Origin of the sequence: Streptomyces sp. NPDC029044, from assembly GCF_040637495.1 — a bacterium.
In the GTDB taxonomy this organism is placed as follows: Bacteria; Actinomycetota; Actinomycetes; order Streptomycetales; family Streptomycetaceae; genus Streptomyces.
Map to the genome: position 1 here is coordinate 109,011 of NZ_JBEZWN010000009.1, position 24,132 is coordinate 133,142.

The 24,132-nt window shown below is 72.7% G+C and carries 19 protein-coding genes and 5 pseudogenes; 18 read left to right on the plus strand and 6 right to left on the minus strand.

The genetic code is table 11. The features are described 5' to 3' along the window. Nucleotides 1-202 precede the first annotated feature (202 nt). The 8 genes from AB0E85_RS11150 to AB0E85_RS11185 all read left to right on the plus strand — a co-directional run bounded on the left by AB0E85_RS11150 (nucleotide 203) and on the right by AB0E85_RS11185 (nucleotide 7,548). Nucleotides 203-958: a CoA transferase subunit A gene (locus AB0E85_RS11150; protein WP_033307676.1), complete on the plus strand. Its 756-nt coding sequence runs from the start codon at nucleotides 203-205 to the stop codon at nucleotides 956-958. Continuing rightward, nucleotides 958-1,602: a CoA transferase subunit B gene (locus AB0E85_RS11155; protein WP_361924910.1), complete on the plus strand. Its 645-nt coding sequence runs from the start codon at nucleotides 958-960 to the stop codon at nucleotides 1,600-1,602. Before AB0E85_RS11150 ends, AB0E85_RS11155 begins: the two co-directional genes overlap by 1 nt. Then, on the plus strand, nucleotides 1,599-2,801 hold the full coding sequence (locus tag AB0E85_RS11160; protein ID WP_361924912.1) for a thiolase family protein: 1,203 nt from the start codon (nucleotides 1,599-1,601) through the stop codon (nucleotides 2,799-2,801). The genes AB0E85_RS11155 and AB0E85_RS11160 overlap by 4 nt, the downstream gene beginning before the upstream one ends. A gap of 87 nt (nucleotides 2,802-2,888) precedes the next feature. Beyond that, nucleotides 2,889-3,662, plus strand: a complete 774-nt coding sequence (pcaH, locus tag AB0E85_RS11165; protein WP_361924914.1) for a protocatechuate 3,4-dioxygenase subunit beta — start codon at nucleotides 2,889-2,891, stop codon at nucleotides 3,660-3,662. Nucleotides 3,663-3,668: 6 nt separating this feature from the next. After that, the gene (pcaG, locus tag AB0E85_RS11170) at nucleotides 3,669-4,274 is read left to right on the plus strand and encodes a protocatechuate 3,4-dioxygenase subunit alpha (RefSeq protein WP_361924917.1); all 606 of its coding nucleotides are present in this window, start codon (nucleotides 3,669-3,671) and stop codon (nucleotides 4,272-4,274) included. Further along, a complete protein-coding gene (gene pcaB, locus AB0E85_RS11175; RefSeq protein WP_361924919.1) occupies nucleotides 4,271-5,563 on the plus strand; it encodes a 3-carboxy-cis,cis-muconate cycloisomerase in 1,293 nt (430 codons plus the stop codon). Before pcaG ends, pcaB begins: the two co-directional genes overlap by 4 nt. Continuing rightward, entirely contained in the window at nucleotides 5,560-6,678 is a 1,119-nt protein-coding gene (pcaD, locus tag AB0E85_RS11180; RefSeq protein ID WP_361924921.1) for a 3-oxoadipate enol-lactonase, read from the plus strand. The genes pcaB and pcaD overlap by 4 nt, the downstream gene beginning before the upstream one ends. Before the next feature lie 78 nt (nucleotides 6,679-6,756). After that, complete coding sequence (locus tag AB0E85_RS11185; RefSeq protein WP_361924923.1) at nucleotides 6,757-7,548, plus strand: SDR family NAD(P)-dependent oxidoreductase; 792 nt, start codon at nucleotides 6,757-6,759, stop codon at nucleotides 7,546-7,548. 1 nt (nucleotide 7,549) lies between these two features. Here the strand turns inward: AB0E85_RS11185 and AB0E85_RS11190 are convergent, their stop codons facing one another. Beyond that, a complete protein-coding gene (locus tag AB0E85_RS11190; protein WP_361924925.1) occupies nucleotides 7,550-10,234 on the minus strand; it encodes an AAA family ATPase in 2,685 nt (894 codons plus the stop codon). Between the two features lie 333 nt (nucleotides 10,235-10,567). Here AB0E85_RS11190 and AB0E85_RS11195 point away from each other — a divergent pair. Next, a pseudogene (locus AB0E85_RS11195) lies at nucleotides 10,568-10,684 on the plus strand (DUF2510 domain-containing protein); the annotation flags it as partial. Nucleotides 10,685-11,272: 588 nt separating this feature from the next. Beyond that, nucleotides 11,273-12,085, plus strand: a pseudogene (locus AB0E85_RS11200) (hypothetical protein); the annotation flags it as partial. Between the two features lie 156 nt (nucleotides 12,086-12,241). Here AB0E85_RS11200 and AB0E85_RS11205 read toward each other — a convergent pair. Then, on the minus strand, nucleotides 12,242-12,850 hold the full coding sequence (locus tag AB0E85_RS11205; protein ID WP_361924927.1) for a TetR/AcrR family transcriptional regulator: 609 nt from the start codon (nucleotides 12,848-12,850) through the stop codon (nucleotides 12,242-12,244). A 167-nt stretch (nucleotides 12,851-13,017) separates the two neighbouring features. Here AB0E85_RS11205 and AB0E85_RS11210 point away from each other — a divergent pair, with 167 nt between their 5' ends. After that, the gene (locus AB0E85_RS11210; protein WP_361924929.1) at nucleotides 13,018-13,860 is read left to right on the plus strand and encodes a phosphatase PAP2 family protein; all 843 of its coding nucleotides are present in this window, start codon (nucleotides 13,018-13,020) and stop codon (nucleotides 13,858-13,860) included. Then, nucleotides 13,857-14,808: pseudogene (locus AB0E85_RS11215) on the plus strand (hypothetical protein). The gene AB0E85_RS11210 and the pseudogene AB0E85_RS11215 overlap by 4 nt, the downstream one beginning before the upstream one ends. Here AB0E85_RS11215 and AB0E85_RS11220 read toward each other — a convergent pair. Beyond that, a complete protein-coding gene (locus tag AB0E85_RS11220; protein ID WP_361924931.1) occupies nucleotides 14,798-16,849 on the minus strand; it encodes a phosphocholine-specific phospholipase C in 2,052 nt (683 codons plus the stop codon). The pseudogene AB0E85_RS11215 and the gene AB0E85_RS11220 sit on opposite strands and share 11 nt — an antisense overlap. Nucleotides 16,850-17,017: 168 nt before the next feature. Here AB0E85_RS11220 and AB0E85_RS11225 point away from each other — a divergent pair, with 168 nt between their 5' ends. Next, entirely contained in the window at nucleotides 17,018-18,301 is a 1,284-nt protein-coding gene (locus AB0E85_RS11225) for an MFS transporter (RefSeq protein WP_361924933.1), read from the plus strand. Here AB0E85_RS11225 and AB0E85_RS11230 read toward each other — a convergent pair. From AB0E85_RS11230 to AB0E85_RS11240, 3 genes and pseudogenes are all read right to left on the minus strand, one after another. Next, nucleotides 18,280-19,143 carry a hypothetical protein gene (locus AB0E85_RS11230; protein ID WP_361924935.1) on the minus strand — a complete coding sequence of 288 codons (864 nt, stop codon included), beginning with the start codon at nucleotides 19,141-19,143 and terminating at the stop codon, nucleotides 18,280-18,282. The genes AB0E85_RS11225 and AB0E85_RS11230 overlap by 22 nt on opposite strands. 311 nt (nucleotides 19,144-19,454) lie before the next feature. Then, nucleotides 19,455-19,706: pseudogene (locus AB0E85_RS11235) on the minus strand (peptidoglycan-binding protein); the annotation flags it as partial. A gap of 36 nt (nucleotides 19,707-19,742) precedes the next feature. After that, nucleotides 19,743-20,048, minus strand: a pseudogene (locus tag AB0E85_RS11240) (LysM domain-containing protein); the annotation flags it as partial. Between AB0E85_RS11240 and AB0E85_RS11245 the strand changes: the two are divergent. From AB0E85_RS11245 to AB0E85_RS11265, 5 genes are all read left to right on the plus strand, one after another. Further along, on the plus strand, nucleotides 20,047-21,117 hold the full coding sequence (locus AB0E85_RS11245; protein ID WP_361924937.1) for an aromatic ring-hydroxylating dioxygenase subunit alpha: 1,071 nt from the start codon (nucleotides 20,047-20,049) through the stop codon (nucleotides 21,115-21,117). The pseudogene AB0E85_RS11240 and the gene AB0E85_RS11245 overlap by 2 nt on opposite strands. After that, nucleotides 21,114-21,296 carry a hypothetical protein gene (locus tag AB0E85_RS11250; RefSeq protein ID WP_033307662.1) on the plus strand — a complete coding sequence of 61 codons (183 nt, stop codon included), beginning with the start codon at nucleotides 21,114-21,116 and terminating at the stop codon, nucleotides 21,294-21,296. The genes AB0E85_RS11245 and AB0E85_RS11250 overlap by 4 nt, the downstream gene beginning before the upstream one ends. Next, nucleotides 21,293-22,228 carry a PDR/VanB family oxidoreductase gene (locus AB0E85_RS11255; RefSeq protein ID WP_361924940.1) on the plus strand — a complete coding sequence of 312 codons (936 nt, stop codon included), beginning with the start codon at nucleotides 21,293-21,295 and terminating at the stop codon, nucleotides 22,226-22,228. Before AB0E85_RS11250 ends, AB0E85_RS11255 begins: the two co-directional genes overlap by 4 nt. Nucleotides 22,229-22,370: 142 nt before the next feature. Next, a complete protein-coding gene (locus AB0E85_RS11260; RefSeq protein WP_361924942.1) occupies nucleotides 22,371-23,339 on the plus strand; it encodes an ABC transporter substrate-binding protein in 969 nt (322 codons plus the stop codon). Then, a complete protein-coding gene (locus AB0E85_RS11265; protein ID WP_361924945.1) occupies nucleotides 23,336-24,109 on the plus strand; it encodes an ABC transporter permease in 774 nt (257 codons plus the stop codon). Before AB0E85_RS11260 ends, AB0E85_RS11265 begins: the two co-directional genes overlap by 4 nt. The last annotated feature ends 23 nt before the right edge of the window (nucleotides 24,110-24,132 follow it).

Here is a 24,132-nt window from a genome sequence, read left to right on the forward strand (position 1 = left end):
ACCCCTCGGTCGATTTCGTCGGTGCACTGAACAATACGCATCGCACGGGGCCCTGTCTGCTGCGTGCACAGAGGAGCACAGGCGTATTCTCCGAGGCCTTGACGTCTCTCGGTCCCGATGGCAGCGTGAGGGGCATCTCACAGAAATACTCAGTGCCCTGATTAATTCGGTCGGGTCGCTCGGAAGAGATGGGGCTCCTCGGATGGACAAGGTGGTCGCCACCGCTCTGGAGGCGGTGGCCGACGTGCCGGACGGCGCGTCGCTCGCGGTGGGTGGTTTCGGGCTGAGCGGTGTGCCGAACGTGCTGATCGGGGCGTTGTACGAGCGCGGTGTGGCCGGCCTGTCGGTGGTCTCCAACAACTGCGGAGCGATGGAGTCGGGCCTCGCGGTGCTGCTGGCCGCGGGGAGGATCGCCCGGGTCACGGGCTCCTACATCGGCGCCAACAAGGAGTTCGCCCGGCAGTACCTGGCCGGAGAGCTGGAGGTCGAGCTGATCCCGCAGGGCACGCTGGCCGAGCGGCTGCGGGCCGGCGGCGCCGGGATCCCCGCCTTCTACACCCCGGCCGGCGTCGGCACCCAGGTCGCCGACGGCGGGCTGCCCTGGCGCTACGACGGTGAGGGCGGGGTCGCGCTCGCCTCGCCGCCGAAGGAGGTCAGGGAGTTCGACGGCACGGAGTACGTGCTGGAACGGGGCATCCGCACGGACTTCGCCCTGGTGCGGGCCTGGAAGGGCGACCGGCACGGCAACCTCGTCTTCAACAAGTCCTCCCGCAACTTCAACCCGCTGGCCGCGATGGCCGGGCGGGTCACGGTCGCCGAGGTGGAGGAGCTGGTGGAGCCCGGCGGGATCGACCCGGACGCGGTGCACCTGCCGGGCATCTTCGTGCAGCGGGTGCTGGCGCTCACCCCGGAGCAGGCGGCGGACAAGAAGATCGAGCAGCGGACGGTGAGGTCCTGATGGCCTGGACGCGCGAGGAGATGGCCGCGCGGGCGGCGCGGGAGCTGCGGGACGGCCAGTACGTCAATCTCGGCATCGGCCTGCCGACTCTCATCCCGAACTACCTCCCCGAGGGCGTCGAGGTCGTCCTGGAGTCGGAGAACGGCATCCTGGGCACCGGCCCCTACCCCACCGAGGACGCCGTCGACCCCGACCTGATCAACGCCGGCAAGGAGACGGTGACGGTCCTGCCGGGCGCCTCCTTCTTCGACTCGGCGCTGTCGTTCTCGATGATCCGGGGCGGGCACATCGATGTCGCCGTGCTCGGTGCCATGCAGGTGTCCGAGCGGGGCGACCTGGCCAACTGGGCCGTCCCCGGCAAGCTGATCACCGGCATCGGCGGGGCGATGGACCTGGTGCACGGCGCCCGCACGGTCGTCGTGGTGATGACCCACACCGCCAAGGACGGCTCCCCCAAGATCCTCACCGAGTGCGCCCTGCCGCTGACCGGCAAGGCGTGCGTGAACCGGATCATCACCGACCTCGGCGTCCTCGACGTCACCGACGGCGGCCTCGTCCTGGTCGAGACCGCGCCCGGCGTGACCGCCGAGGAGATCGTCATCCGGACCGACGCCGAACTGACCGTGCCGGAGGGCCTGAGGTGAAGGACGTCTACATCGTCGACGCGGTCCGCACGCCGATCGGCCGCTACAACGGCGCCCTCGCGAGCGTGCGTCCGGACGACCTGGCCGCGCACGCCGTCCGCGAACTCCTCGCCCGCACACCGGAGCTGGACCCGGCCCGGGTCGAGGACGTGTACTTCGGCAACGCCAACGGAGCCGGCGAGGAGAACCGCAACGTCGGCCGGATGGCCGCGCTGCTCGCCGGTCTGCCCACGTCCGTGCCGGGCGTGACGGTCAACCGGCTCTGCGCGTCGGGCCTTGAGGCCGTGATCCAGGCGGCCCGGGCCATCGCCCTCGGCGACGCCTCCATCGCGCTGGCCGGCGGCGTCGAGTCCATGACCCGGGCGCCGTACGTGCTGCCGAAGAGCGACAAGGCCTTCCCGGCCGGGCACACCGAGCTGTACTCGACGACGCTCGGCTGGCGGATGGTCAACCCGCGTATGGAGCCGCAGTGGACGATCCCGCTGGGCGAGTCGGCCGAACTCATCGCGGACAAGCACAGAATCGGCCGGGAGCAGCAGGACGAGTTCGCCCTGCGCAGCCATGAGAAGGCGGCGCGGGCGCAGGCCGAGGGCCTGTTCGACGCCGAGCTGGCGCCCGTGCCGATCCCGCAGCGCAAGGGCGAGCCGGTCGTCCTCTCGGCCGACGAGTGCGTCCGGCCGGATGCCTCCCTGGCGGCGATGGCCAGGCTGAAACCGTCGTTCCGCAGCGAGGGCGGCACGGTGACGGCGGGCAACGCCTCGCCGCTCAACGACGGCGCGGCCGCGCTGCTGCTGGTCGACGAGGAGGGGCTGAGGGCGACGGGCCGCGAGCCGCTCGCCCGGGTCCGTGCGACAGGAGTCTCCGCGACCGACCCGCACTACTTCGGGCTGGCGCCCGTGGCGGCGGTCGACCGGGCGCTGGCCAAGGCGGGCAGGGGCTTCGGCGACTTGTCCGTGCTGGAGTTGAACGAGGCGTTCGCCACTCAGGTCCTGGGGTGTGTGGCCGAGTGGCCCGCGTTCGACCCGTCGATTCTCAATCCGCAGGGCGGAGCGATCGCGCTGGGGCATCCGCTGGGGGCGTCCGGGGCGCGTCTGGCCGGGACGGTGGCCCATCAGCTGGCCCGGCGGGGCCGTGGCGTCGGTGTCGCCACGCTGTGCATCGGCGTGGGTCAAGGGCTTGCGCTTGTTCTGGAACGTTAGGCGTTCGGCTGCGGGCCGTATGTGGCCGGTCGCGCAGTTCCCCGCGCCCCTGATGGGGCACGATCCTCAAGTACCTCAGGGACTCCCATGACTCTCACTCAGCACGACATCGACCAGGAGATCGCGGCCCGGCACGCCGCCTACGAGAAGCGCCTGGCCGACGGCGGGCCCGTCGAGCACCAGCCGCGGCGCGACTACGCCCCGTACCGCTCCTCGGTGCTCCGGCACCCCAAGCAGCCGCCGGTCACGATCGACACCGGCAAGGACCCCGAGCTGGTGGAGCTGTTCTCCCCCGCCTTCGGGGAGCGGGACATCACCGAGATCGACAACGACCTCACCCGGCAGCACGCCGGGGAGCCCATCGGTGAGCGCATCACCGTCTCCGGACGACTGCTGGACCGCGACGGCCGCCCGGTGCGCGGTCAGCTCGTGGAGATCTGGCAGGCCAACTCGGCGGGCCGCTACGCCCACCAGCGCGAGCAGCACGACGCCCCGCTGGACCCCAACTTCACCGGTGTGGGGCGCACGCTCACCGACGACGACGGCCGGTACCACTTCACCACCGTCCAGCCGGGCCCGTACCCGTGGCGCCAGCACGTCAACGCCTGGCGGCCGGCACACATCCACTTCTCACTGTTCGGCACGGCGTTCACCCAGCGGCTCGTGACGCAGATGTACTTCCCGAGCGACCCGCTGTTCCCCTACGACCCGATCATCCAGTCCGTGACGGACGACGCGGCCCGGCAGCGGCTGGTCGCGACGTACGACCACAACCTGTCGGTGCCGGAGTTCTCGATGGGCTACCACTGGGACATCGTGCTGGACGGCCCGCAGGCCACCTGGATCGAAGAAGGGCGCTGACCAGCCATGACGAGGATCGACACCAGCCGGCCGGACAGCGTGCTGCCCACCCCCTCGCACACCGTCGGCCCGTTCTACGGCCACGCCCTGCCGTTCCGCGGCGGCGAGGACATCGCGCCCCTCGGGCACCCGGACACCGTCACCGTGCACGGCTACGTCACCGACGGCGAGGGCAACCCGCTGCCGGACGCCCTGATCGAACTGTGGGGCCCGGACCCCGACGGCAACCTGCCGACGGCCGACGGCTCGATGCGGCGCGACCCGGCCTCGGGCGGCTTCCTCGGGCGCAACGGCGTGGAGTTCACGGGCTGGGGACGGATCCAGACGGACGCGAACGGCCACTGGTACGCGCGGACGCTGCGGCCCGGCGCCCGCGGGCGGAACGCCCCGTACCTCAGCGTGTGCGTCTTCGCGCGCGGGCTGCTCGTGCACCTGTACACCCGGATCTACCTGCCCGGCGACGCGGCGGTGCTCGCCGCCGATCCGCTGCTGTCCGGGCTGGCGGACGCCCGCCGCGACACGCTGGTCGCCGCGGAGGAGGGGGACGGCACGTACCGTTTCGACATCCGCCTTCAGGGCGAAGGCGAGACGGTCTTCCTGGAGTTCCTGTGACATCTCCCCCTGGCGACACCGGCCTGCTCGCCCCCGGGTGGGCCGGTTCGGCGGCCGCAGCGGACACCGGCGACCCCGCGTACCTGCGGGCGCTGCTGGACGCGGAGGCCGCGCTGACCCGCGCGCAGGCCGCCCTGGGGCTCGCCCCGGCGGAGGCGGCGACGGCGGTGACCGAAGCGGCCGGCGGCGCCTTCGACGTGGTCTCCCTGGCCGGGCGGGCCCGGACGGGCGGCAACCCCGTCATCCCGCTGGTCGCGGATCTGACGAAGGCCGTGGGCGACGCGTACGGCCCCTACGTCCACCGGGGCGCGACCAGCCAGGACATCATGGACACGGCGACGATGCTGGTCGCCGCACGCGCCCTCGGTACGGTCCTCACCGACCTCAGCCGTACCGAACAGGCCCTCGCCGGGCTCGCCGCCGAGCACCGCGGCACCGCGATGCCGGGGCGGACCCTCACCCAGCACGCCGTACCGACCACGTTCGGGCTGAAGGCGGCCGGCTGGCGGTCGCTGGTGCTGGACGCGCGCGACCGGGTGAAGGCCGTCCGGGAGTCGCTGCCCGCCCAACTCGGCGGTGCGGCGGGGACGCTGGCGGCCTTCGGGGCGTACGGCGCGAGCGATCCGGCCGGGTTGCCGCAGGCGTACGCCCGGGAACTCGGGCTGCGGGCACCCGATCTGCCCTGGCACACCCTGCGGACGCCGATCGGCGACCTCGCCGGGTGCCTGGCCTTCGCCGCCGGTGCGCTCGGCAAACTCGCCGTGGACGTCCTGACCCTGTCGCGCACCGAGATCGCCGAGGTCCTGGAGGGCAGCGGCGGGGGTTCGTCCGCCATGCCGCACAAGTCCAATCCCGTGCGGTCCACCCTGATCGCCTCCGCCGCGCGGCGGGCACCGCAGCTCGCGGCCACGCTGTACGGGGCCATGGCCGCCGAGGACGAGCGTCCGGCCGGGGCCTGGCACGCCGAGTGGGAGCCGCTGCGGGACCTCCTGCGGCTGGTCGGCGGGGCCGCCCGGGACGCCGCCGAACTGGCCGAGGGACTGCGGGTCAGGCCCGAGGCCATGCGCGAACACCTGGACCTCACCCACGGGTTGATCGTCTCCGAGCGGCTGTCCGCCGAACTGGCCCCGGTGCTGGGCCGCGCCCGCGCCAAGGAACTCCTCACCCGGCTGGCCGCGGAGGGGCGCCCGCTCGCCGAGGCGCCGGAACTGGCGGACGCCGACCTCGACCCGACCCACTACACGGGCTCCGCCGGGGCCCTCACCGACCGTGCCCTGGAGCGACGTTGACCCTCCTGAACCACCGCGCCGAAGGTCCCTCCTCCGCTCCCCCGCTGCTGCTCGGCCCCTCGCTCGGCACGTCGTACGCCCTGTGGGACGCGGTGGCGCCCGAGTTGTCCATCAGCCATCGGGTGGTCCGCTGGGACCTGCCGGGGCACGGCGGTTCGGCGGCCGGCCTCATCAAGGCGGGCGCGACGGTCGCCGACCTCGCCGGGCTGGTGCTGGCGCTCGCCGACTCGCTCGGCATCGAGCGGTTCGCGTACGCGGGCGTGTCGCTGGGCGGGGCCGTGGGGCTGCATCTCGCGGCGCACCATCCGCAGCGCCTGTCGTCGCTGGCCGTGATCTGTTCGTCGGCGCATTTCAACGGTTCCCGGCCGTGGGAGGAGCGGGCCGCGCTGGTGCGGCGGGAGGGGCTCGCCGGGCTGGCGGAGAACGCCGACGCACGCTGGTTCGCCGGTGACTTCACCGTGCCGCGCCTGGTCCGGGACCACCGGGACGCCGACCCGGAGGCGTACGCCGCCTGCTGTGACGCGCTCGCCGCGTTCGACCTGCGGGACCGGCTCACGGAGATCGCTGTGCCGGCCCTGCTGATCGCCGGCCGCGAGGATCCCGCGACGCCGCCCGCGCATCTGCGGGAGATCGCCGACGCCGTGCCGGGCGCGACGCTGGTGGAGCTGCCGGGCGCCTCGCACCTGGCCCCGGCGCAGTGCCCCGAGGCGGTGCTGACGGCCCTGCGCGCCCATTTCGGCCAGGGTGCCTCCCGGGGCATGGCGGTACGGCGGGAGGTGCTCGGGGACACCCACGTCGACCGGGCGCAGGACCGGCAGACACCGTTCACGGCCCGCTTCCAGGACTTCATCTCGCGCTACGCCTGGGGCGAGATCTGGACCGACCCGACCCTCTCGCGCCGCGAGCGCAGCATGATCACCCTCACCGCCCTGGTCGCGCACGGCCACTACGACGAGCTGGCCATGCACGTCCGCGCGGCCCGCAGCAACGGCCTCACCCCGGAGGAGATCGGCGCGGTGCTGCTCCAGACAGCGGTGTACTGCGGGGTACCCGCGGCGAACTCGGCGTTCGCGACGGCTCAGCGGGTGCTGGCGGAGGAGGACGGCACCTCTTGAGGGCCGCAGGGTGACCCTGCCGGGCGCAGGCACGGCCAGGTCTCGCACCCGCCTGGGTCCCGTGCCTACCGTGGAGGCATGTCCACGATGCTGCTCACCGGCGCCACCTCGGGCCTCGGCCGTCACCTCGCGTTCGAGCTGGTCCGTGCCGGGCACACCGTCCTCGCCCACGGCCGGGACGAGGACCGGACGCGGCGGCTCGTCGAGGAGCTGCGGGCCGAGGGCGACGCCGAGGGGTTCGTCGCCGATCTCGCGTCGCTGACACAGGTGCGGGAACTGGCGGCGCAGGTCGGCGGAGCCCGTGCCGAACTGGACGTGCTGATCAACAACGCGGCCCTGGGTGCCGGGCCGCCCGGCTCCGGGCGCGAGGTGAGCGCCGACGGGCACGAACTGCGGCTGGCGGTCAACTACCTGGCGCCGGTGGCGCTGACCGTGGCCCTGCTGCCGGTCCTGCGAGCCGGCGCCCCCGCCCGGGTCGTCAACGTCGGCTCGGCCGGACAGGAGCCGATCGACTTCGCGGACCCGGAACTCACCCGCCGCTACACCGGCCTGTCGGCGTACTGCCGCAGCAAGTTCGCGCTCGCAACCCACACGTTCACCCTCGCCGAGGAGCTCGCCGGCAGCGGCGTCGCGGTGAACGTGCTGCACCCCGCGACCCACATGGACACCGCGATGGTCCGCGAGGGCGGCTTCACGCCCCGGCACACGGTCGCCGACGGCGCACCGGGCGTGATCGCGCTGGCCACCCGGGACCTGGGCTCAGGCCGCTACTTCGACGGCACCCGCGCCGCACGGGCGCACGCAGCGGCGTACGACCCCGAGGTGCGCCGACGTCTCGCCACGGTGACCGACCAGCTGCTCCGCGCCTGACCTACGCCGGGCCGACACCGGCCTTGAGGGCGGCGCGCGCCCGGTCGGCCAGCCCGTCGGCCCCACAGGAGACCGCCAGGTCCAAGCCGCGGTGCAGGTCGGCCGCCGAGCGGGCGGCGATGCCGAACTCGATGCGGGCCGCCGCGTGTTCGTACTGGCAGGGCGAGGCTTCCAGGTAGGTGACCGCCTGGGCGTAGAGCCGGACCGCTCGCTGGCCGGTCTCCAGGTCGGCGGCGCAGCGCAGGGCTTCCCCTATCGCCGTGTCCGTGCCGAAGCGCTCCGCCTGGCGGCGGACGTCGACGGCGAGCCGGGCTGCGCGGGCCGGGTCCTCGGTGCTGAGGGCGCGGGCGAGATCGGCCGCCCAGGGGACGAGCACCGGGTTGTGGTGGCCGCGGGCCGCCGCCGCCTTCTCCGCCGCCTCCAGTTCGTTGATGCCTTCCTTGGTGCGGCCGACGGCCAGCAGCAGCCGGCCGCGCACCGAACGGGGATCGGGCAGCACGATGGTGGACGGGTAGGGCGGGGCGAAGCCGTGCTGCTCGGCGACCTCCCAGGCCTGCTCGACGTGCCCGCGGGCGAGCAGGGTGTCGACGAGGCTACAGGTCGCCGACCAGTACAGGGGCAGGCCGCGGCCGACGCGCTCGGCGAGGCGCAGCGCCTCGCGCAGGGACGCCTCCGCCTCCTTCAGACGGCCTCGCCTGCGGTGGCCGATCCCGACGTAGGCGTGGGCCAGGGCGAGGTGGCCGCCGCTCCAGCCGGCCGTCTCGTAGGCGCGCAGCGCTTCGTTGTAGAGGGTCTCGGCGCGGTCGAGGCGGTCGGTGAAGCCGTAGGCGTTGGCCAGCATCAGCAGCAGCTCGATGCCCCACTCGGTGTCGGTCCAGCCGAGTCCGGGGGCGAGGCGGCCGTTGACGAGGGCGCGGTCGCACAGCTCGGTGACCTCCTCGGCGTTCTCGCCGTGCATGAGGGCGTCGAAGCCGCGCAGGATGAGCAGGGCGCGTTCGGAGTTGTCCCGGCCGGTGCACGGGCGGGCGAGGTCGGCGAGCCGCTGGGACCGGCCGGGTGAGGCGGCCTCGCCGGCGTGCAGCCCCTCCCACATGAACTGCGCGGCCTGGAGCCGCATCCGGTCGGGGCCCGGCTTGAGCCGGGCGGCCTCCGCCTCGACCGTACGGACGGCCTCCTCCAGCTGGTCGTTGTGGAGCAGCGCCTGGGAGAGGCGGAAGACGGCGTCGACCCGCTGGCCGCCGTGCAGGCCGGGCATGCCGAGCGCGGTCCGCAGGTGGCCGATGGTGCGGGCGGGCGCGGTGAGGAAGGTGGCCTCGGCCAGTTCGTACAGCACCTGCGGGTGCGACTCGGGCCGGGGCGGTTCCTTCAGAGCGCGCTCCAGGCAGCGGCGGGCCGCGTCGGGGGCGCCGACGGCGAGGTGCTCTCGGGCGGCCTCGCGCAGCTGCCCGACGAGTTCCTCGTCGTCGTCAGGGTGGACCTCCAGGAGATGGCGGGCCGCGGCCGCGGCGCCGTGTCCCTCGTCGGAGACGATCCGGGCGGCGATGCCGTGCATGGCGGTGCGCAGGGCGTCGGGGATGGAGTTGTAGACGGCGGACGCGATCAGCGGGTGGACGAACTCCAGGTCGCCGTCGGCGCTGCGGCCGGTCGCGGGGTCGGGTGCGGTGAGGATGCGGGCGGTGCGCAGCAGTTCGGCGCAGCGGCGGGCGTCGTCCGGGCGCAGGGTGGCGAGTTTGGCGACCAGGTCGGTGGAGATGCCGGTGCCGAGGATGGCGGCGGCCCAGGCGAACCGGGTGGCGTCGATGCCGAGTTCCTCCAGGCGGGCGACGAGGCCGCCGCCGCGGGCCGAGCGGTTCAGCTCGCGCAGTCCGCCGGCCCGGGCCTCGACCGGTTCGAGTTCGCTGTCCTGTACCCGGGCGAGGAGTTCGACGGTCTCGTAGGGGTTGCCGGCGGTGACGGCCCAGACCTCGCGGCAGAACGCGGCGTCGGCGTGTTCCCCCAGGGAGGCGCGGGTGAGCCCGGCCGTGGCGTCCGGTGTGAGGGCGCTCAGCGTCGTCACGGGGCCGTCCGCGGCGGCGGCGACGGTGTCGAGGTGGCGGGCGCTCGCGCCGGAGACCTCCTCGGGGCGGCGGGTGACGACGACCAGGACGGACATCTCGTCGATGCGCTCGGCGAGCCCCGCGAGCCAGTGCAGGGTCTCCTGGTCCGCCCAGTGGGCGTCGTCGAGCATCAGCACCAGCGGCCAGTCCCGGCGGGCGAGCCGGCGCACGGCCGCGACCAGGCCGTCGCACACGCCCTGCGGGTCGGCCTGCCGGTCGCCGGGTTCCGCGATGCCGAGGGCGGGGCCGGCGATGTCGTACCAGTCGCCGAGGTACTCGCGGGCCTCCTCCGGCAGCATCGACACCAGGGCCGGCTGGAGCAGTTGCCGTACCACGTTGAAGGGGACCGACCTGAGGGTCTCGCCGCCGCGCGCCGACCAGACCGTGCAGCCGCGGGCCTCGGCGATGCGGCGGGTTTCGGCCAGCAGGGCCGTCTTGCCGAGGCCGGCCTCGGCGCGGAAGACCAGCAGTCCGCCGGGCGAGGAACGGTCCGTGCACAGGGTCTCGACCGCCCGTGTGACGGCGGCGATCTCCTCGTCGCGCTCCCACAGGGAAGCCGAGGCGGCGGCCGTGGGCCGTACCTCCGTCATCCCGCTACCTCCCCAAGTCGCCCGAACGACGTACAGATGTCGAGCGTAGCCGTCCGATTGCCCGAGTGGAGGGTGGTCGGGCCACCTCTTGCCGTGACGGGTGACACCGGGTGCGGCCGGGCGACGCGCCTGGCCCGTCACCAGCCGCATTTCGGTCAACGGCGGGCAATGTCACGGGAGGTGACGCCCATTCAGCCAGAGCGGGACGCGGCGTCCGCGACCGCTTCGCCGCTTGCCGCCGTGCCGTGTCGCGGCCCCGGCCCGAACTTCCCTGGAACAGTCGGTTCCGGGTCCTCTCATGCCTCTTTCACCGACGCCTCATACGGTGGGGGCATGACGCAGGAGACTCCTCCCGGGTGGTACCCCGACCCCGGACAGACAAGTGACGGGCCCGCCACCGAGCGCTGGTGGGACGGCAGGGCCTGGACGGACCGCGTCCGCCCGGTACAGCCGCCCGCGAACTGGGGTCCCCCGACCGGGCCGGCGAGCGGTCCGGCCGCCGCCCCCGAGGCGCCGGCCGGGACACCGGAGGTCGGACAGCCGACCGGCGGCGACGCCCACGGAGCCGAGCAGCCGACCGACGGCGACGCCCAGGGCCCCGGACAGTCGACCGGCAGCGACGCCCAGGGCCCCGGACAGTCGACCGGCAGCGAGACCCGGGGCGCCGGGCAGCCGACCGGCAGCGACGCCCAGGGAGCCGAAGCGCGAACCGGCAGCGACGCCCTGGGAGCCGGTGTCCCGGCCGGGCCCGGGACGCCGGCCGGGGCACCGGCCACCGGGCAGCCGACCGGTACCGCGGGGCCGGGATCCGCCGGGCAGCCCGACGGCGTCCGGGGCTCGGAAGCCGCCGGATATCCGGGTGCCGCCGGGCAACCGGGGAGCGGAGCGTATCCAGGTGCCGCCGGGCAACAAGGGATACCGGGGGACGGAACGTACCCGTATCCGGGTGCCGCCGGGCAACCGGGAGCCCACGGACAACCCGGGAGCGGCGTGTATCCCGGGAGCGGCGCCTATCCGGGGGCTGCCGGGTATGCCGCCTACCCCACCGTGCCTCCGAGCGGCCGCGGGCGGCGTCTGCGGATAGCCGCGGCCGTCGCGGCTGCCGTGGTCGTGCTCACCAGCATCGGCGTCGGCGTGTACGCCCTGACGGACGACGGTGGCGGCTCGCCCACGTCGCAGGGGCAGCCCGGCGGGCCGGGCGCGCCCGGGGGCCAGGGCGGGCCGGGCGGGTCCGGGGGCTCCGGGGGCGACGGCGGGTCCGGCGGCGACGGCGGATCCGGCGGGCAGAGCCCGGGGCCCGGGCAGTCCGAGCCGCCGAAGATCAGGAGCGGGTCGGTGACCGACGCGGTGAGCGGGATCAGCCTGCCGATACCGAAGGGCTGGTACGGCCAGCAGGCCCGGGCCGGCGCGCAGGTGACGTCCGACGACTCCTACAAGTGCCCCGGCGACACCTCCTCGACCTGCACCAAGGGCGGCGCCTACTCCGCACCGGCCCTGGCCCTCGGCACCAAGGGCGCCACCGCAGAGGAGATCGCCAAGGCGGACATCGGGAGGAACGCCGAGGAGTCCTACGGCGGCAAGTCCTACGGCGGGATCACCTCGCACGACGTGCTGGAGTCCAAGGCCGTGACCGTGGCCGGGCAGAAGGGCTACCTGGTCCGCTGGAAGGCGGTCACGAGCAAGGGCGCCGACGGCATCGTGGAGTCGCTCGCGTTCCCCTCCCCCGCGAACGCGAAGCTGATGGTCGTCATCCGGTTCGGCGTCGACGCGGGAGAGCAGGAGAGCGTGCTCGACGACATCACCAAGGGCATCAAGCCGGCGACGGGCAGCGGCAACGGTCAGGACGTCTGACCGGGAGCGGACACCCGCACACCGGTCGGCCGGGTGGGGCGCCCCTGCCGCTCACAGGGGAACCCCACCCGGCCGGGGGGTGCGCGCCGCCCCCGTCCCCACGGGTCGGCGCGGTCGGGTCACCGTCCGGTCATCCGGCGGACGGCGGCCCGGGTCTCAGGTCAGGCCCAGCGCCGGCAGCACGGCGGCCTCCACGAACCGGACCAGGTAGTCCGGGTCGGCCCACTCGCCCTCCAGGACGGGCCGCACCCGCAGGACGCCGAGCAGCTGCGCCGGGACGTACTCCAGCGCCGGATGGTCGGCCGGCACCTCTCCGCGCTCGACGCCGCGGCGGATGATCTCCTTCAGCGCCGCGATCTCCGGCTCGACCAGCGTCTCGCGCAGCGCGCGCTGCAACTCCGGATCCTGCCCGGCGGCATGGGCGAGCGCCTGGAGGAGCTTGGTGTCCCGGCCCGACAGCTCGCCGGCCGCCCGGGCCGCCTCCCGCAGGTCCTCGGCGAGGGATCCGGTGTCGATGCAGCGCGTCCTGCGGTGCGAGCGCAGCGCCGCCGCCACCAGCTGGGGCTTGGTCTTCCACTGGCGGTAGAGCGTGGACTTGCTGCACCGGGTGCTGGCGGCGACGCCCTCCATGGTGACGGAGTCGTAGCCGCACTCGCCCAGTTGCTCCAGCACGGCGTCGTAGAACTCCTGCTCACGCTCGGGCGTGATCTTGGAGCGGCGCGTGACACCGACCGGCTCGGGCCGGTCCGCAGCCTGCGACGTCATGGTCGGTGCTCCTGGCTTTCGTCGGGCGGCCGGGACATTCCCGGCCGGTGATGTGTCGTACGTCTATCGATACGGCAGTGTACCGGTACGCGGGCGTATCGGTACACTGCCGTATCGGTACGCTCTCGTACCGATAACAGCGCCACCGTCACCGAAGGGGCCGGGGGATGAATGCCCGCACCGAGCCTGCGCATGCGGGGTCCGACGCGATAGCGCGGCCGCCGCTCGTCCGGGAGCTTCTGCTCGTCGCAGGGCTCTTCCTCGTCTACAAGTTCGGCCGGCAGCTGGCCACGGGCCACACCGGAGAGGCGTTCCGCAACGCGCACCGCGTGTGGGACTTCGAGCGGGCGGTCCATCTGCCCGGCGAGGGGGCGGTGCAGTCCCTGCTGCTGCACGGCGACGGCCTGGTGCACTTCGCGAACACGTACTACGCGACCGTCCACTTCCCGGCCACCGCCGCCTTCCTGGTCTGGCTCTACCTGCGCCGCCCGGTGCATTACGTGTGGGCCCGCCGGGTCCTGGCCGCGGTGACCGCCACCGCCCTGGTACTGCACCTGCTGTTCCCGCTCGCCCCGCCGCGCCTGCTGGCCGCGACCGGCCTGGTCGACACGGCGCGGGTGTACGGGCCGTCGGTATACGGCGATCCCGCGACCGACTCCCTGTCCAACCAGTTCGCCGCGATGCCGTCGCTGCACTTCGGCTGGGCGCTGATGGTGGCCGTCGGACTCATCGTCGCGACCCGCTCGCGATGGCGCTGGCTCTGGCTGGCCCATCCGCTGCTGACGCTGCTGGTGATCGTCGGTACGGCGAACCACTACTGGCTGGACGCGATCGTCGCGGCGGCCCTGCTCGGCCTCGCCCTCGCGGTGATCCTCCCCCGGACTGCGCCCGGGGGGACCCCCGTCCCACTTCGCTCGCCGCACCGCACGGCGACGGCGGCCGACCGGGCGCAGGGCAGTCCCGTACCGGCCCAGCGGGACGAGCAGACACTCGCGGGAGCGGGCCGATGACCGCCGTCCTGATCGCCGTCGCCCTGTCGCTCGTCTCCGCCGTCGCCTACGCGGCCGCCGCGGTCGCCCAGGAACGGCTCGCGTCCCGCTCCCCCGGCGCCGGCACGCTGCGCCTGCTCGGCAGCGGCGCCTGGTGGTGGTCGGTCGGTCTGAACGCGGCGGCCGCGCTGCTGCACGTCGTCGCCCTCCGGTACGGTCCGCTGACCGTCGTCCAGCCGCTCGGCGCGCTCACCCTGGTCGCGGCGGTGCCCATGGGGGCGCGGATGGCGGGACGGCACGTGAGCGCGGTCGAGTGGAAGGGCACCGCGCTGACCCTGCTGGGCCTGGGCGCGATCCTGGTCACGGCGTCCGGGCCGGAGCCGGACGATGTGCTGAGTGTCCCCGAGGCGCTGGCGGTGGCGGGCGCCACCGCGGCCCTCATCGGGGTGCTGTCCCGGGCCGGGCGCCCGGCCCGGACTGCGGCACGCGACCGCGTCCGGGCTGGCCTCCGGTGTCGCCTCGGCCCTTACCCAGACCGTGACCGTGGCCGCCACGGACCGGACCGGCCCGGTGCTGAGCGTCCAGGTGGTCGGCGTCGCGCTGCTCGTGGCGGCCTTCGCCGCCGGCGGACTGCTGCTCTCCCAGACGGCCTACCGCGGCGGCCTGGGCGGACCGCTCGCGATGGTGACGCTGGCCAACCCGCTGGCGGCCGCGGTGATCGGCCTGTCGCTGCTGGGCGAACGCCTCCAGGGCGGCCCCGCGGGCGTCCTGCTCGCGCTCGCCGGGGCGGGCCTGGCCTCCTGGGGCGTGGTGCTGCTCAGCCGGGCGGCGCCCGCGGCGGCCGGCCCGGCCGCCGGCGACCATCCGGTGGCCGCGGTCCTGGCCCTGGAGCCCGGCTCGGCCACGGCCGAACCGGCGCTCGTGCCCCGGCCGCACGATCCGGGGCACCTCACTCCCGCTACGCGGTGATGATCGCCGGGTCGCTCACCCCCGGCCGCCCGTTCTCGACGTGCCCGGCGAACCGCCGCAGGAACGCCTCGTCCCCCTCGGCGGTGACGGTCAGGTCGTACCAGCGGCGGCTGCCGGCGAGGTCGACGGTCCGGCACACCCGGGCGCCCGCGCGGACGGTGACGGTCGAGGGCCGGCCGCCGTAGCCGCTCACGAGGTTCAGGCGGGCCGTGCCGGAGCCCTTGTTGGTGAAGGTCAGCTCGATGTCGTCGCCGGTGTGGCGCGCGGTGACCTCGCAGCCGGCCACCTGGTTCGAGCCCTTGAAGACCCGTACGAAGCCGTTCGGGCCGTGCACGGTCAGGTCGTAGGAGCCCCCGGAGTAGGCCGAGTTCCAGGTGTCGGAGAGCGTCTTGCCGGCCTCGGTGGTGTACATCCAGGGACCGTCGGTGCGGTTGCCCGAGGTGATGTGGAAAGCGCCGCCCGCCTTCGCCCCGGAGGCGAAGGTGAGGGTGAGCTTGCCGGCTGCGGCGTCGACCGAGGCGTCCACGTGGGGGGCGTACCTCAGCGGCCGGGAGCGGCGCAGGCCACGCTCCTGCCGGGGCATGCGCGGGTCGGCGGGCGGCGCCGGCCTGTAATCGGGGTGGCGCTCGCGGTCCTGCGGCTCGTACGCGTCGGTGCCGGGCAGCGGGGCGGGGCGGGCGTCCTTGCGGGAGAAGTCGAACGCGGACGTCAGATCGCCGCAGACGGCCCGGCGCCACGGCGAGATGTTCGTCTCGCGCACACCGAAGCGGCGCTCCATGAACCGCAGGATCGAGGTGTGGTCGAGGGTCTCGGAGCAGACGTAACCGCCCTTGCTCCAGGGCGAGACGACCAGCATCGGCACCCGCGGGCCGAGGCCGTAGGGGCCGGCCGTCTTGCCGGCGCCGCCCGGGAAGAGGTCGAGGGAGACGTCGACGGTGGACAGGCCCCGGGAGGCGTCCTTCGGCGGCAGCGGCGGGACCACGTGGTCGAAGAAGCCGTCGTTCTCGTCGTAGGTGATGAACAGGGCGGTCCTCGACCAGACCTCCGGGTTGGAGGTGAGGGCGTCCAGGACCTGGGCGATGTACCAGGCGCCGTAGTTCGAGGGCCAGTTGGAGTGCTCGGAGAAGGCCTCGGGGGCGGCGATCCAGGAAATCTGGGGCAGCTCGCCGGCCTTGACGTCGGCGCGCAGCAGGTCGAAGTAGCCGTCCCCTGCCTTGGCGTTCGTGCCGGTGCGGGCCTTGTCGTACCAGGGGTCGCCGGGCTGGGCGTTCCGGTACTTGTTGAAGTACAGCAGGGAGTTGTCGCCGTAGTTGCCGCGGTAGGCGTCCTGGATCCACCCCCAGGAGCCCTTCGCGTCGAGGCCGTCGCCGATGTCCTGGTAGATCTTCCAGGAGATGCCGGCCTGCTCCAGGCGCTCGGGGTAGGTCGTCCAGCCGTAGCCGAGCTCGGCGTTGTCCAGGACCGGGCCGCCGCCGCTGCCGTCGTTGCCGGTGTACCCGGACCACATGTAGTAGCGGTTGGGGTCGGTGGAGCCGATGAACGAGCAGTGGTAGGCGTCGCAGACGGTGAAGGAGTCGGCGAGCGCGTAGTGGAACGGGATGTCCTCGCGGGTCAGGTACGCCATGGTCGTCGTGCCCTTGGCGGGCACCCAGCGGTCGTACTTGCCTCCGTTGTAGGCCTGGTGGCCGTCGGGCCAGGAGTGCGGCAGGCCCTCCAGGAACTGCATGCCGAGGTCGTCGGCGTCCGGGTGGAACGGCAGGATCTCCTTGCCGTCCTTCTCCTGGTGCCAGACCGGCTTGCCGTTGTCGAGGGCGACCGGGCGGGGGTCGCCGAAGCCGCGGACGCCTCTCAGGGTGCCGAAGTAGTGGTCGAAGGAACGGTTCTCCTGCATCAGGACGACGATGTGCTCGACGTCCTCGATCGACCCCGTGCGGTGGTTCGCCGGAAGCGCGGCCGCGCGCTGGATGCTGGCGGACAGCGCGCTGAAGGCCGTGGTGGCGCCCGCGAGTTGGAGGAAGCGGCGCCGATTGACTTCGGACATGAAGGACAGACCTCTCATCCTGCTGTGCTGGATGGCCGGAACGTGACGGAATCTGCGCGGAAGGAGTGTTTCAGGGACACCAAACGACAAGGAAGGGGCCGGTGACACTCGTGTGAAAGTCGCCGGTACGCCAGGTGTGCCGGGGCGTTCTCAGGGGAGGGTGGGGGCGTGATAGAGACGCAGACGGCCTCCCCGCCGACACAACGGCCCGTTCGCCAGCTCCTCGCCGCCTCCGTGGGCAACGCGGTGGAGTGGTACGACTGGTACGCCTACACGTTTCTGGCCACCTACATCGCCGACCAGGTCTTCCCGAAGAGCGCGGACAACTCGCTGGTGCCGCTGCTGTCCACGTTCGCGGTGTTCGCGGTCGGCTTCTTCATGCGGCCGGTGGGCGGGCTGCTGATGGGCGCGGTCGCGGACCGGCACGGACGGCGGGCCGCCCTCACGGTCACCATCCTGCTGATGGGCGGCAGCAGCCTGCTCGTCGGGCTCACTCCGACGTACGCCACGGTGGGTGTGCTCGCGCCGGTGATCCTGGTCCTCGCGCGGCTGCTGCAAGGTCTGTCCGTGGGCGGCGAGTTCGCGGCCTCGACCACGTTCCTGGTGGAGTCGGCGGGCCCCGGCCGGCGCGGGCTGTTCTCCAGCTTCCAGTACGTGTCGACGACGGTGGGGCAGCTGGCCGCGTCCGGCATCGCGGCCCTGCTGGTGGGCACGCTGGACGACGGGCAGATGAACGGCTGGGGCTGGCGGGTGCCGTTCGTGCTAGGGGCGGTGCTGAGCCTGGTCGGCTTCTGGATCCGGCAGGGCGCGCAGGAGACCCGCAGCGCCGAGCAGCAGCGGGCGCCGCGCCCGGGCCTGTTCGAGGCGCTGCGCCGGCATCCGCGCGAGTCGCTCCTCATCGGCGGCATCACGGCGGGCGGCACGATCGCGTACTACACGTGGACGTCGTACCTGCCGACGTACGCCGAACTCAACGCCGGCATGGAGAAGTCGGACGCGCTGCTCGCGGGCACGATCTCACTGGGCTTCTTCGCGCTGTTGCAACCGCTCGGCGGCCTGCTCTCGGACCGCTACGGCCGCCGCCCCCTGCTGCTCTTCTTCGGCCTGGGCTTCGCGCTGCTGGCCGTGCCGCTGCTGCACACCCTGCGGGACTCGTTCGCCGTGCTGCTGCTCGTACAGTGCGCGGGCATGGTGCTGCTGACCGGGTTCACCTCGATCAGCGCGGCCGTGAACGCGGAGATCTTCCCACCCCGGGTCCGCGCGGCGGGCATCGGCTTCCCCTACTCCCTGACGGTGGCCCTGTTCGGCGGCACGGCCCCGTACGTGGGCACGTTGTTCAAGGAGCAGGGGCACGCGGGGCTGTTCCCCTGGTACGTCGCGGTGATCTGCCTGGTGTCGTCGGTGGTGTACCTGCGGTTGCCGGAGACGGCTCACGCGCCGCTGCGGCGGTGAGACGGCCCGCCGCCGGGGACCGGTTCGCCGTCTCCGTCGGGCCCGTGCGGTTCGTCGTGCGGGCCCGCGCCGTTGGGCGACCCGGGGGCGGACGCCGGCGGTCCCTCCCGGACGGCGACCCGCTCGGGGTTGATCACGGCGTCGGTGGTCCGGCCCACCTCCGACAGCGTCATCTGGGCCCGGTCGTCGACGAGACGCGTGACCAGGTGCTGTGCGGCGCCGAAGGCCGCGGCCCAGGCGAGGACCTGCGCCCTGCTGTCGAGGTCGCTCAGTCCGGGGACGAAGGCGCCCCGGATCAGCAGCAGCCCGAGGAAGGCGGACAGGGCACCGGTGGGCAGCTTCAGCACCGCCGACGCCAGGGGCAGCATGTACGGGGAGTCGGTGCCCCGGATGCGGCGCAGCGACGCGATGACGGTGAGGGCGGCACCGGCGAGTCCGGCGATCGCCACGGTGAGGATGTCCGTCGCTCCGGCCAGCCTGCTCGGGTCCGTGTCGGCCGGCTGGTTGTGGTACTCGGCGGTGGGGCACACGACGGTGACCGTGCTCCCGGAGCCGCCCTGCGGTGAGAAGCACAAGCTCAGCGAACTGGGCGAGAACCATCCGTAGAGGGCCAGGTTCACCACCCCGATCACCACGAGGACCGTCGCGGCCCAGAGGATGTTGCGCAGGCTGCGGACCCGGGCCAGTTCGTCGTCCAGGCTGCAGTAGGCGGCGTCGAGCGCCCGGCTCATGAGGTCCCGGTCGCTCGCGCTGACGTCGCCGGAGATGATGGGGCGCAGTCGCAGAGCGAGCCGGACCCGCCGCGGGTCGTCCGCGTCCAGATGGTCCTTGACCAGCGCCATGACCTCACTGACGCGGCCCGAGGCTTCTTCGTCGGAAACCAGTTGAATCAACAACACCTCGGCGTTGCGGATATTCGAGCAAACGCCCTCACGGGCAGCCGATCCCGACCACAGTTTCCGCCATCCGAAATCTTCGTCCACGGCCGCGCGGGCCTTTTCCAGATGGCCTCGCATTCCCTCGATGAGCGCCGTCCGGTCGCCCGGCGCCGGTCTGCCGCTCTCGTGTTCCAGCTCGGCTTCGAGATAGGCGATACGGGCCCTGGCCCGTGCGCGCCAGGCGGTCCGCGGCGGCCGGCCCGACGCGATGACACTCACTCGAAGACGGCGGGTACGTGAAGCCTCTCCCAGGACTTCCGGCCCGGCGTGCCGTCCGCGTCGCGGCCTGTGAATCCGAGCTTGCGCTGCCACATCGCGTACGACTTCCGGTCCGCCTCACTCCACTGCGAGTCGGGCCCGGCGGCGTAAGCCGAGCACTCCTCCTCGATGAGCCGGAACCCCATGGCCTCGATGACCGGACTCGTCACCGACGACTGGAAGAAGTCGGCGCCCGGGAACGGCTCGAACTCCCCGTGCTCCTGCGGCGCCCTCACGCGGATGCGCTGACCGGGGTGGATGATGTCCGGATTCTCGATCTGGGGATTCCACTCGAGAATCTGGCCCAGCGTCACACCGTGCCTGGACGCGATCTTGTTGAGATTGTCACCGTGCTTGACCACATAGAACTCAGCTGTATTTGCCATATGTCCAGAATAAGTGAATTCCCCAGGAGGGAAAATCGGGAATCCTGTTGCGCTTTCATTCTTTGACGCGGCAACGGCCCTTCCGTCTGACGGAAGGGCCGTTGCGACGGCTGGAGAGCCGCCCCGACGATGACGGCACGACCACAGACGGGAGCCAGCGCCCATGCCTCACATGACCGCCTTCGCCAGGAACCAGTGGTACGTCGCCGCCTACAGTCACGAGGTCGGGCGGGAGTTGCTCGGCCGGACGATCCTCGGTGAGACGCTCGTGCTCTACCGGACGGAGGAGGACGGCACGCCGGTCGTCCTGCACGACCGGTGTGTGCACCGCCGGTACCCGCTGTCCCAGGCGCCGACGCGCCTGGACGGGGACCGGATCGTGTGCGGCTACCACGGCTTCACGTACGACACGACCGGCACCTGCGTGTACGTGCCGGGGCAGAAACGGGTGCCGCGCACCGCCCGGGTCGCCTCCTACCCGGTCGTCGAACAGGACTCGCTGATCTGGGTGTGGATCGGCGACCCGGCGCTCGCCGACCCGCAGACCATCCCCCGGGCCCGGCACCTTGACTCCCCCGGCTGGGTCACCGTGCGCGGCATGGAGCCCATCGACTGCGACTACGGCCTGCTCGTCGACAACCTCCTGGACCTGTCGCACGAGACGTATCTGCACGGCGGTTACATCGGCACCCCCGAGGTCGCCGAGACGCCGATCACCACCGAGGTCGACGAGGGCGCCGGGATCGTCCGGGTGAGCCGGCACATGGACGACGCCGAGTGCCCGCCCTTCTACGCGAAGTCCACCGGTATCGAGGGCCGCATCACCCGCTGGCAGGACATCGAGTACCACGCTCCGTGCCTGTACCTGCTGCACAGCCGTATCGCCCCGGCCGGAGTGCTGCCCGAGGCGGACGGCAGCGATCCGAACGGCTTCCACACCGAGATCACGTACGCGATCACGCCGTCCGGCGACGGCAAGGTGTACGACTTCTGGGCCGTCTCGCGCGACTGGGCCACGGACGACGCCGAGGTCACCGAGTTCCTGCGCGGGAACAACCACACGGTCGTGATGCAGGACGTGACCGCGCTCAACCTGCTCCAGGAGACGCTCGGCACCGAGCGGACCGGCTACCAGGAGCTGAGCATCAACATCGACACCGGCGGCCTGGCCGCCCGCCGCATCCTCGCCCGGCTGGTCGAGCAGGGCGACAAGCCCGTGGAGAAGGTCCTGTGACGGCTCCGACCGGTGAGATCTACCGCATCGACTGGGTGCCGGGCACCGACGTGCTGCACGGCACGTGCCACTGCGGCCGTGAGCACACCGCGCAGGACCCGGTGGAGATGTGGGAGTGGATGCTCGCCCACCCACAGGGGCACGTGAGCGACGACGAACCGCGAGGGGCCGGCTCATGACCGTGTTCGAGGCCGAACTGATCGTCCAGCGAAGGGAGTTCGCCGCCGAGGGAGTGCTCGCCCTGACCCTGCGTCATCCGCTGGGCGAGCCGCTCCCGGCCTGGGAGCCCGGCGCTCACGTCGACGTGCTGCTCGGCCCCGGCCTGGAACGGCAGTACTCGCTGTGCGGCGACCCGGCGGACCGGTCGGCCTGGCGGATCGCGGTGCTGCGCGAGTCCGCCGGGCGGGGCGGCTCCGCCCATGTGCACGAGCAGCTCGGCGAGGACGCCAAGGTGCGGGTGCGCGGGCCACGGAACAACTTCCGCCTGGAACCCGCCCCTTCCTACCGCTTCGTCGCCGGCGGCATCGGCATCACACCCATCCTGCCGATGCTGGCGGCGGCGGAGGCGGCGGGCGCCGAGTGGACGCTGCTGTACGGCGGGCGCACCCGCGGATCCATGGCGTTCGGCGAGGAACTGGACCGCTACGGGGACCGCGTGACGTTCGCACCGGAGGACGAGACGGGCCTGCTGGACCTGCCCTCGGTGCTGGACGACGTGCCCGACGGCACGCTCGTATACTGCTGCGGCCCCGGGCCGCTGCTGGACGCCGTCGAGGCCCGCTGCCCGTCCGGGGTCCTGCGCGTCGAACGGTTCCAGCCGAAGCAACAGGAGACCGGCGGCGACACCGCGTTCGAGGTGGAACTGGCGCGCAGCGGCAGGACGCTCACCGTCGCGCCGGACGTGTCCGTGCTCGACACCGTGCGCGCCGCCGGGGTGGAGGTCCTGTACTCCTGCACCGAGGGCACCTGCGGCACGTGCGAGACCGACGTCCTCGACGGCGAGCCGGACCACCGCGACTCGGTGCTCACCGACGACGAGCGTGCGGCGGGCGAGACGATGCTCATCTGTGTGTCCCGCTGTCGCGGCGGGCGGCTCGTGCTGGATCTGTGACCCGAAGGTGCTGGTTTCAACAAGCCTTCACCGCACGTGCATTGACCATGGCTCCGGACGGGCTCTAGGTTCCCGCTGAGCACTTCCGCACTGCCTGTGCACAGCCTGTCGGAGCACCTCAGCCGGTCCCACAGGGGGAGCCATGCGTCGCCTGCTCGTCGGCCTGATGGCCTTGTCCGTCCTGGCCTCCGTCACCGCCTGCGGCGCGTCCGACTCCGGCGGGAAGGGTACGGCCGGCCCGTCCGGCGGAACCACCACCGTCAAGGTCGGCGTCGTTCCCGTGCTGGACGTGGCGCCCATCTACCTGGGCGAGAAGCAGGGCTTCTACGCCGATCGCGGCCTCGAACTGGAGCTGGTACCGGCCCAGGGCGGGGCCGCGATCGTGCCCGGAGTCATGTCCGGCCAGTTCCAGTTCGGCTTCAGCAACACCACGTCGCTGCTGGTGGCCCGGTCCAAGAACGTGCCCGTCAAGGCCGTGGCGAACGGTGCCGCCTCGACGGGCAGGGGCGGCGCCGACTTCGCCGCCATCACCGTGGGGAAGGGCTCCCCGCTCACCTCCGCCAAGCAGCTCGAAGGCAAGAAGGCGGCGGTCAACACCCTCAACAACATCTGCGACACCTCGATCAGGGAGTCCGTCCGCAAGGACGGCGGCGACCCCTCGAAGGTGGAGTTCGTCGAGATGCCCTTCGACCGGATGCCGGCCGCGCTGGACGGCGGGCAGGTCGACGCTGCCTGCACCCCGGAGCCCGCCCTGGCCACCGTGAAGGCCGCCGGCGGCAAGGAGATCGCCTCCAACTTCCACGACGTGTCACCGGACCTCACCGTCGCCATGTACTTCACCTCACAGCAGTTCGCCGGCAAGAACCCGGAACTGGTGAAGAAGTTCCAGGAGGCGACCGCCGAGTCGCTGAAGTACGCCGACAGCCACCCGGAGGAGGTCCGGCAGATCCTCACCACCTACACGAAGATCCCCACCGCCCTGCTGGAGAAGCTGACTCTGCCGCGCTATCCGGCCGATCCGGACCGCGCGTCGATCGAGCGGCTGGCGGAACTCGGCGAGCGCGACGGCCTGTTCGAGAAGGCGCCGGATCTGGACGAGCTGCTGCCGTGAGGCGCTCCGACGCGGCCCTCGGCGCGGCCGGGTGCGCGGTGTTCGTCCTCCTCGGCGAGGCGGTGCCGCGGCTCGGCCTGGTCGGCGAGGACCACTTCCCGCCGGCCGGCCGCATCGCCGGCGCGCTCGGCCGTGAACTCTCCGACGTGGCCTTCTGGTCGGCGCTCGGCGACACCCTCACCGGCTGGGCGCTGGGCCTGGCGATCGCGGTGAGCACGGGTGTCGTCGCGGGCGTGGTGATCTCCGTGGTGCCGTATCTGCGCGAGGTGACGGCCTCGACGATCGAGTTCCTGCGGCCCATCCCGTCGGTCGCGCTGATCCCGCTGGCGGTGCTTCTTTACGGCACACAACTGCGCTCGGTCCTGCTCCTGGTCGTGTACGCCGCGTTCTGGCAGGTGCTGATCCAGGTCCTGTACGGCATACGGGACGTCGACCCGGTCGCGGAGGAGACGGCCCGCTCGTACGGCCTGGGCACCTGGGCCCGGATCCGGCACGTGCTGTGGCCGACGGCACTGCCGTACGTCATGACCGGGGTGCGGCTGGCCGCTGCTGTGGCGCTCATCCTCGCCGTCACCGCGGAACTGGTCGTCGGGGCCCCGGGTCTTGGGGCGCGGATCGCGGTGGCGCAGACCTCGCAGGCGGTGCCGGAGATGTACGCGCTGATCGTGGTGACCGGGGTGCTCGGGCTGTTGATCAACGTGGGGGCGAGGGCGGTGGAGCGGCGGGCGCTGGCCTGGCACCAGTCGGTGCGCGGGGAGGTGGCGGTGTGATGGGGGTCCCCCCTGGTCGGGCG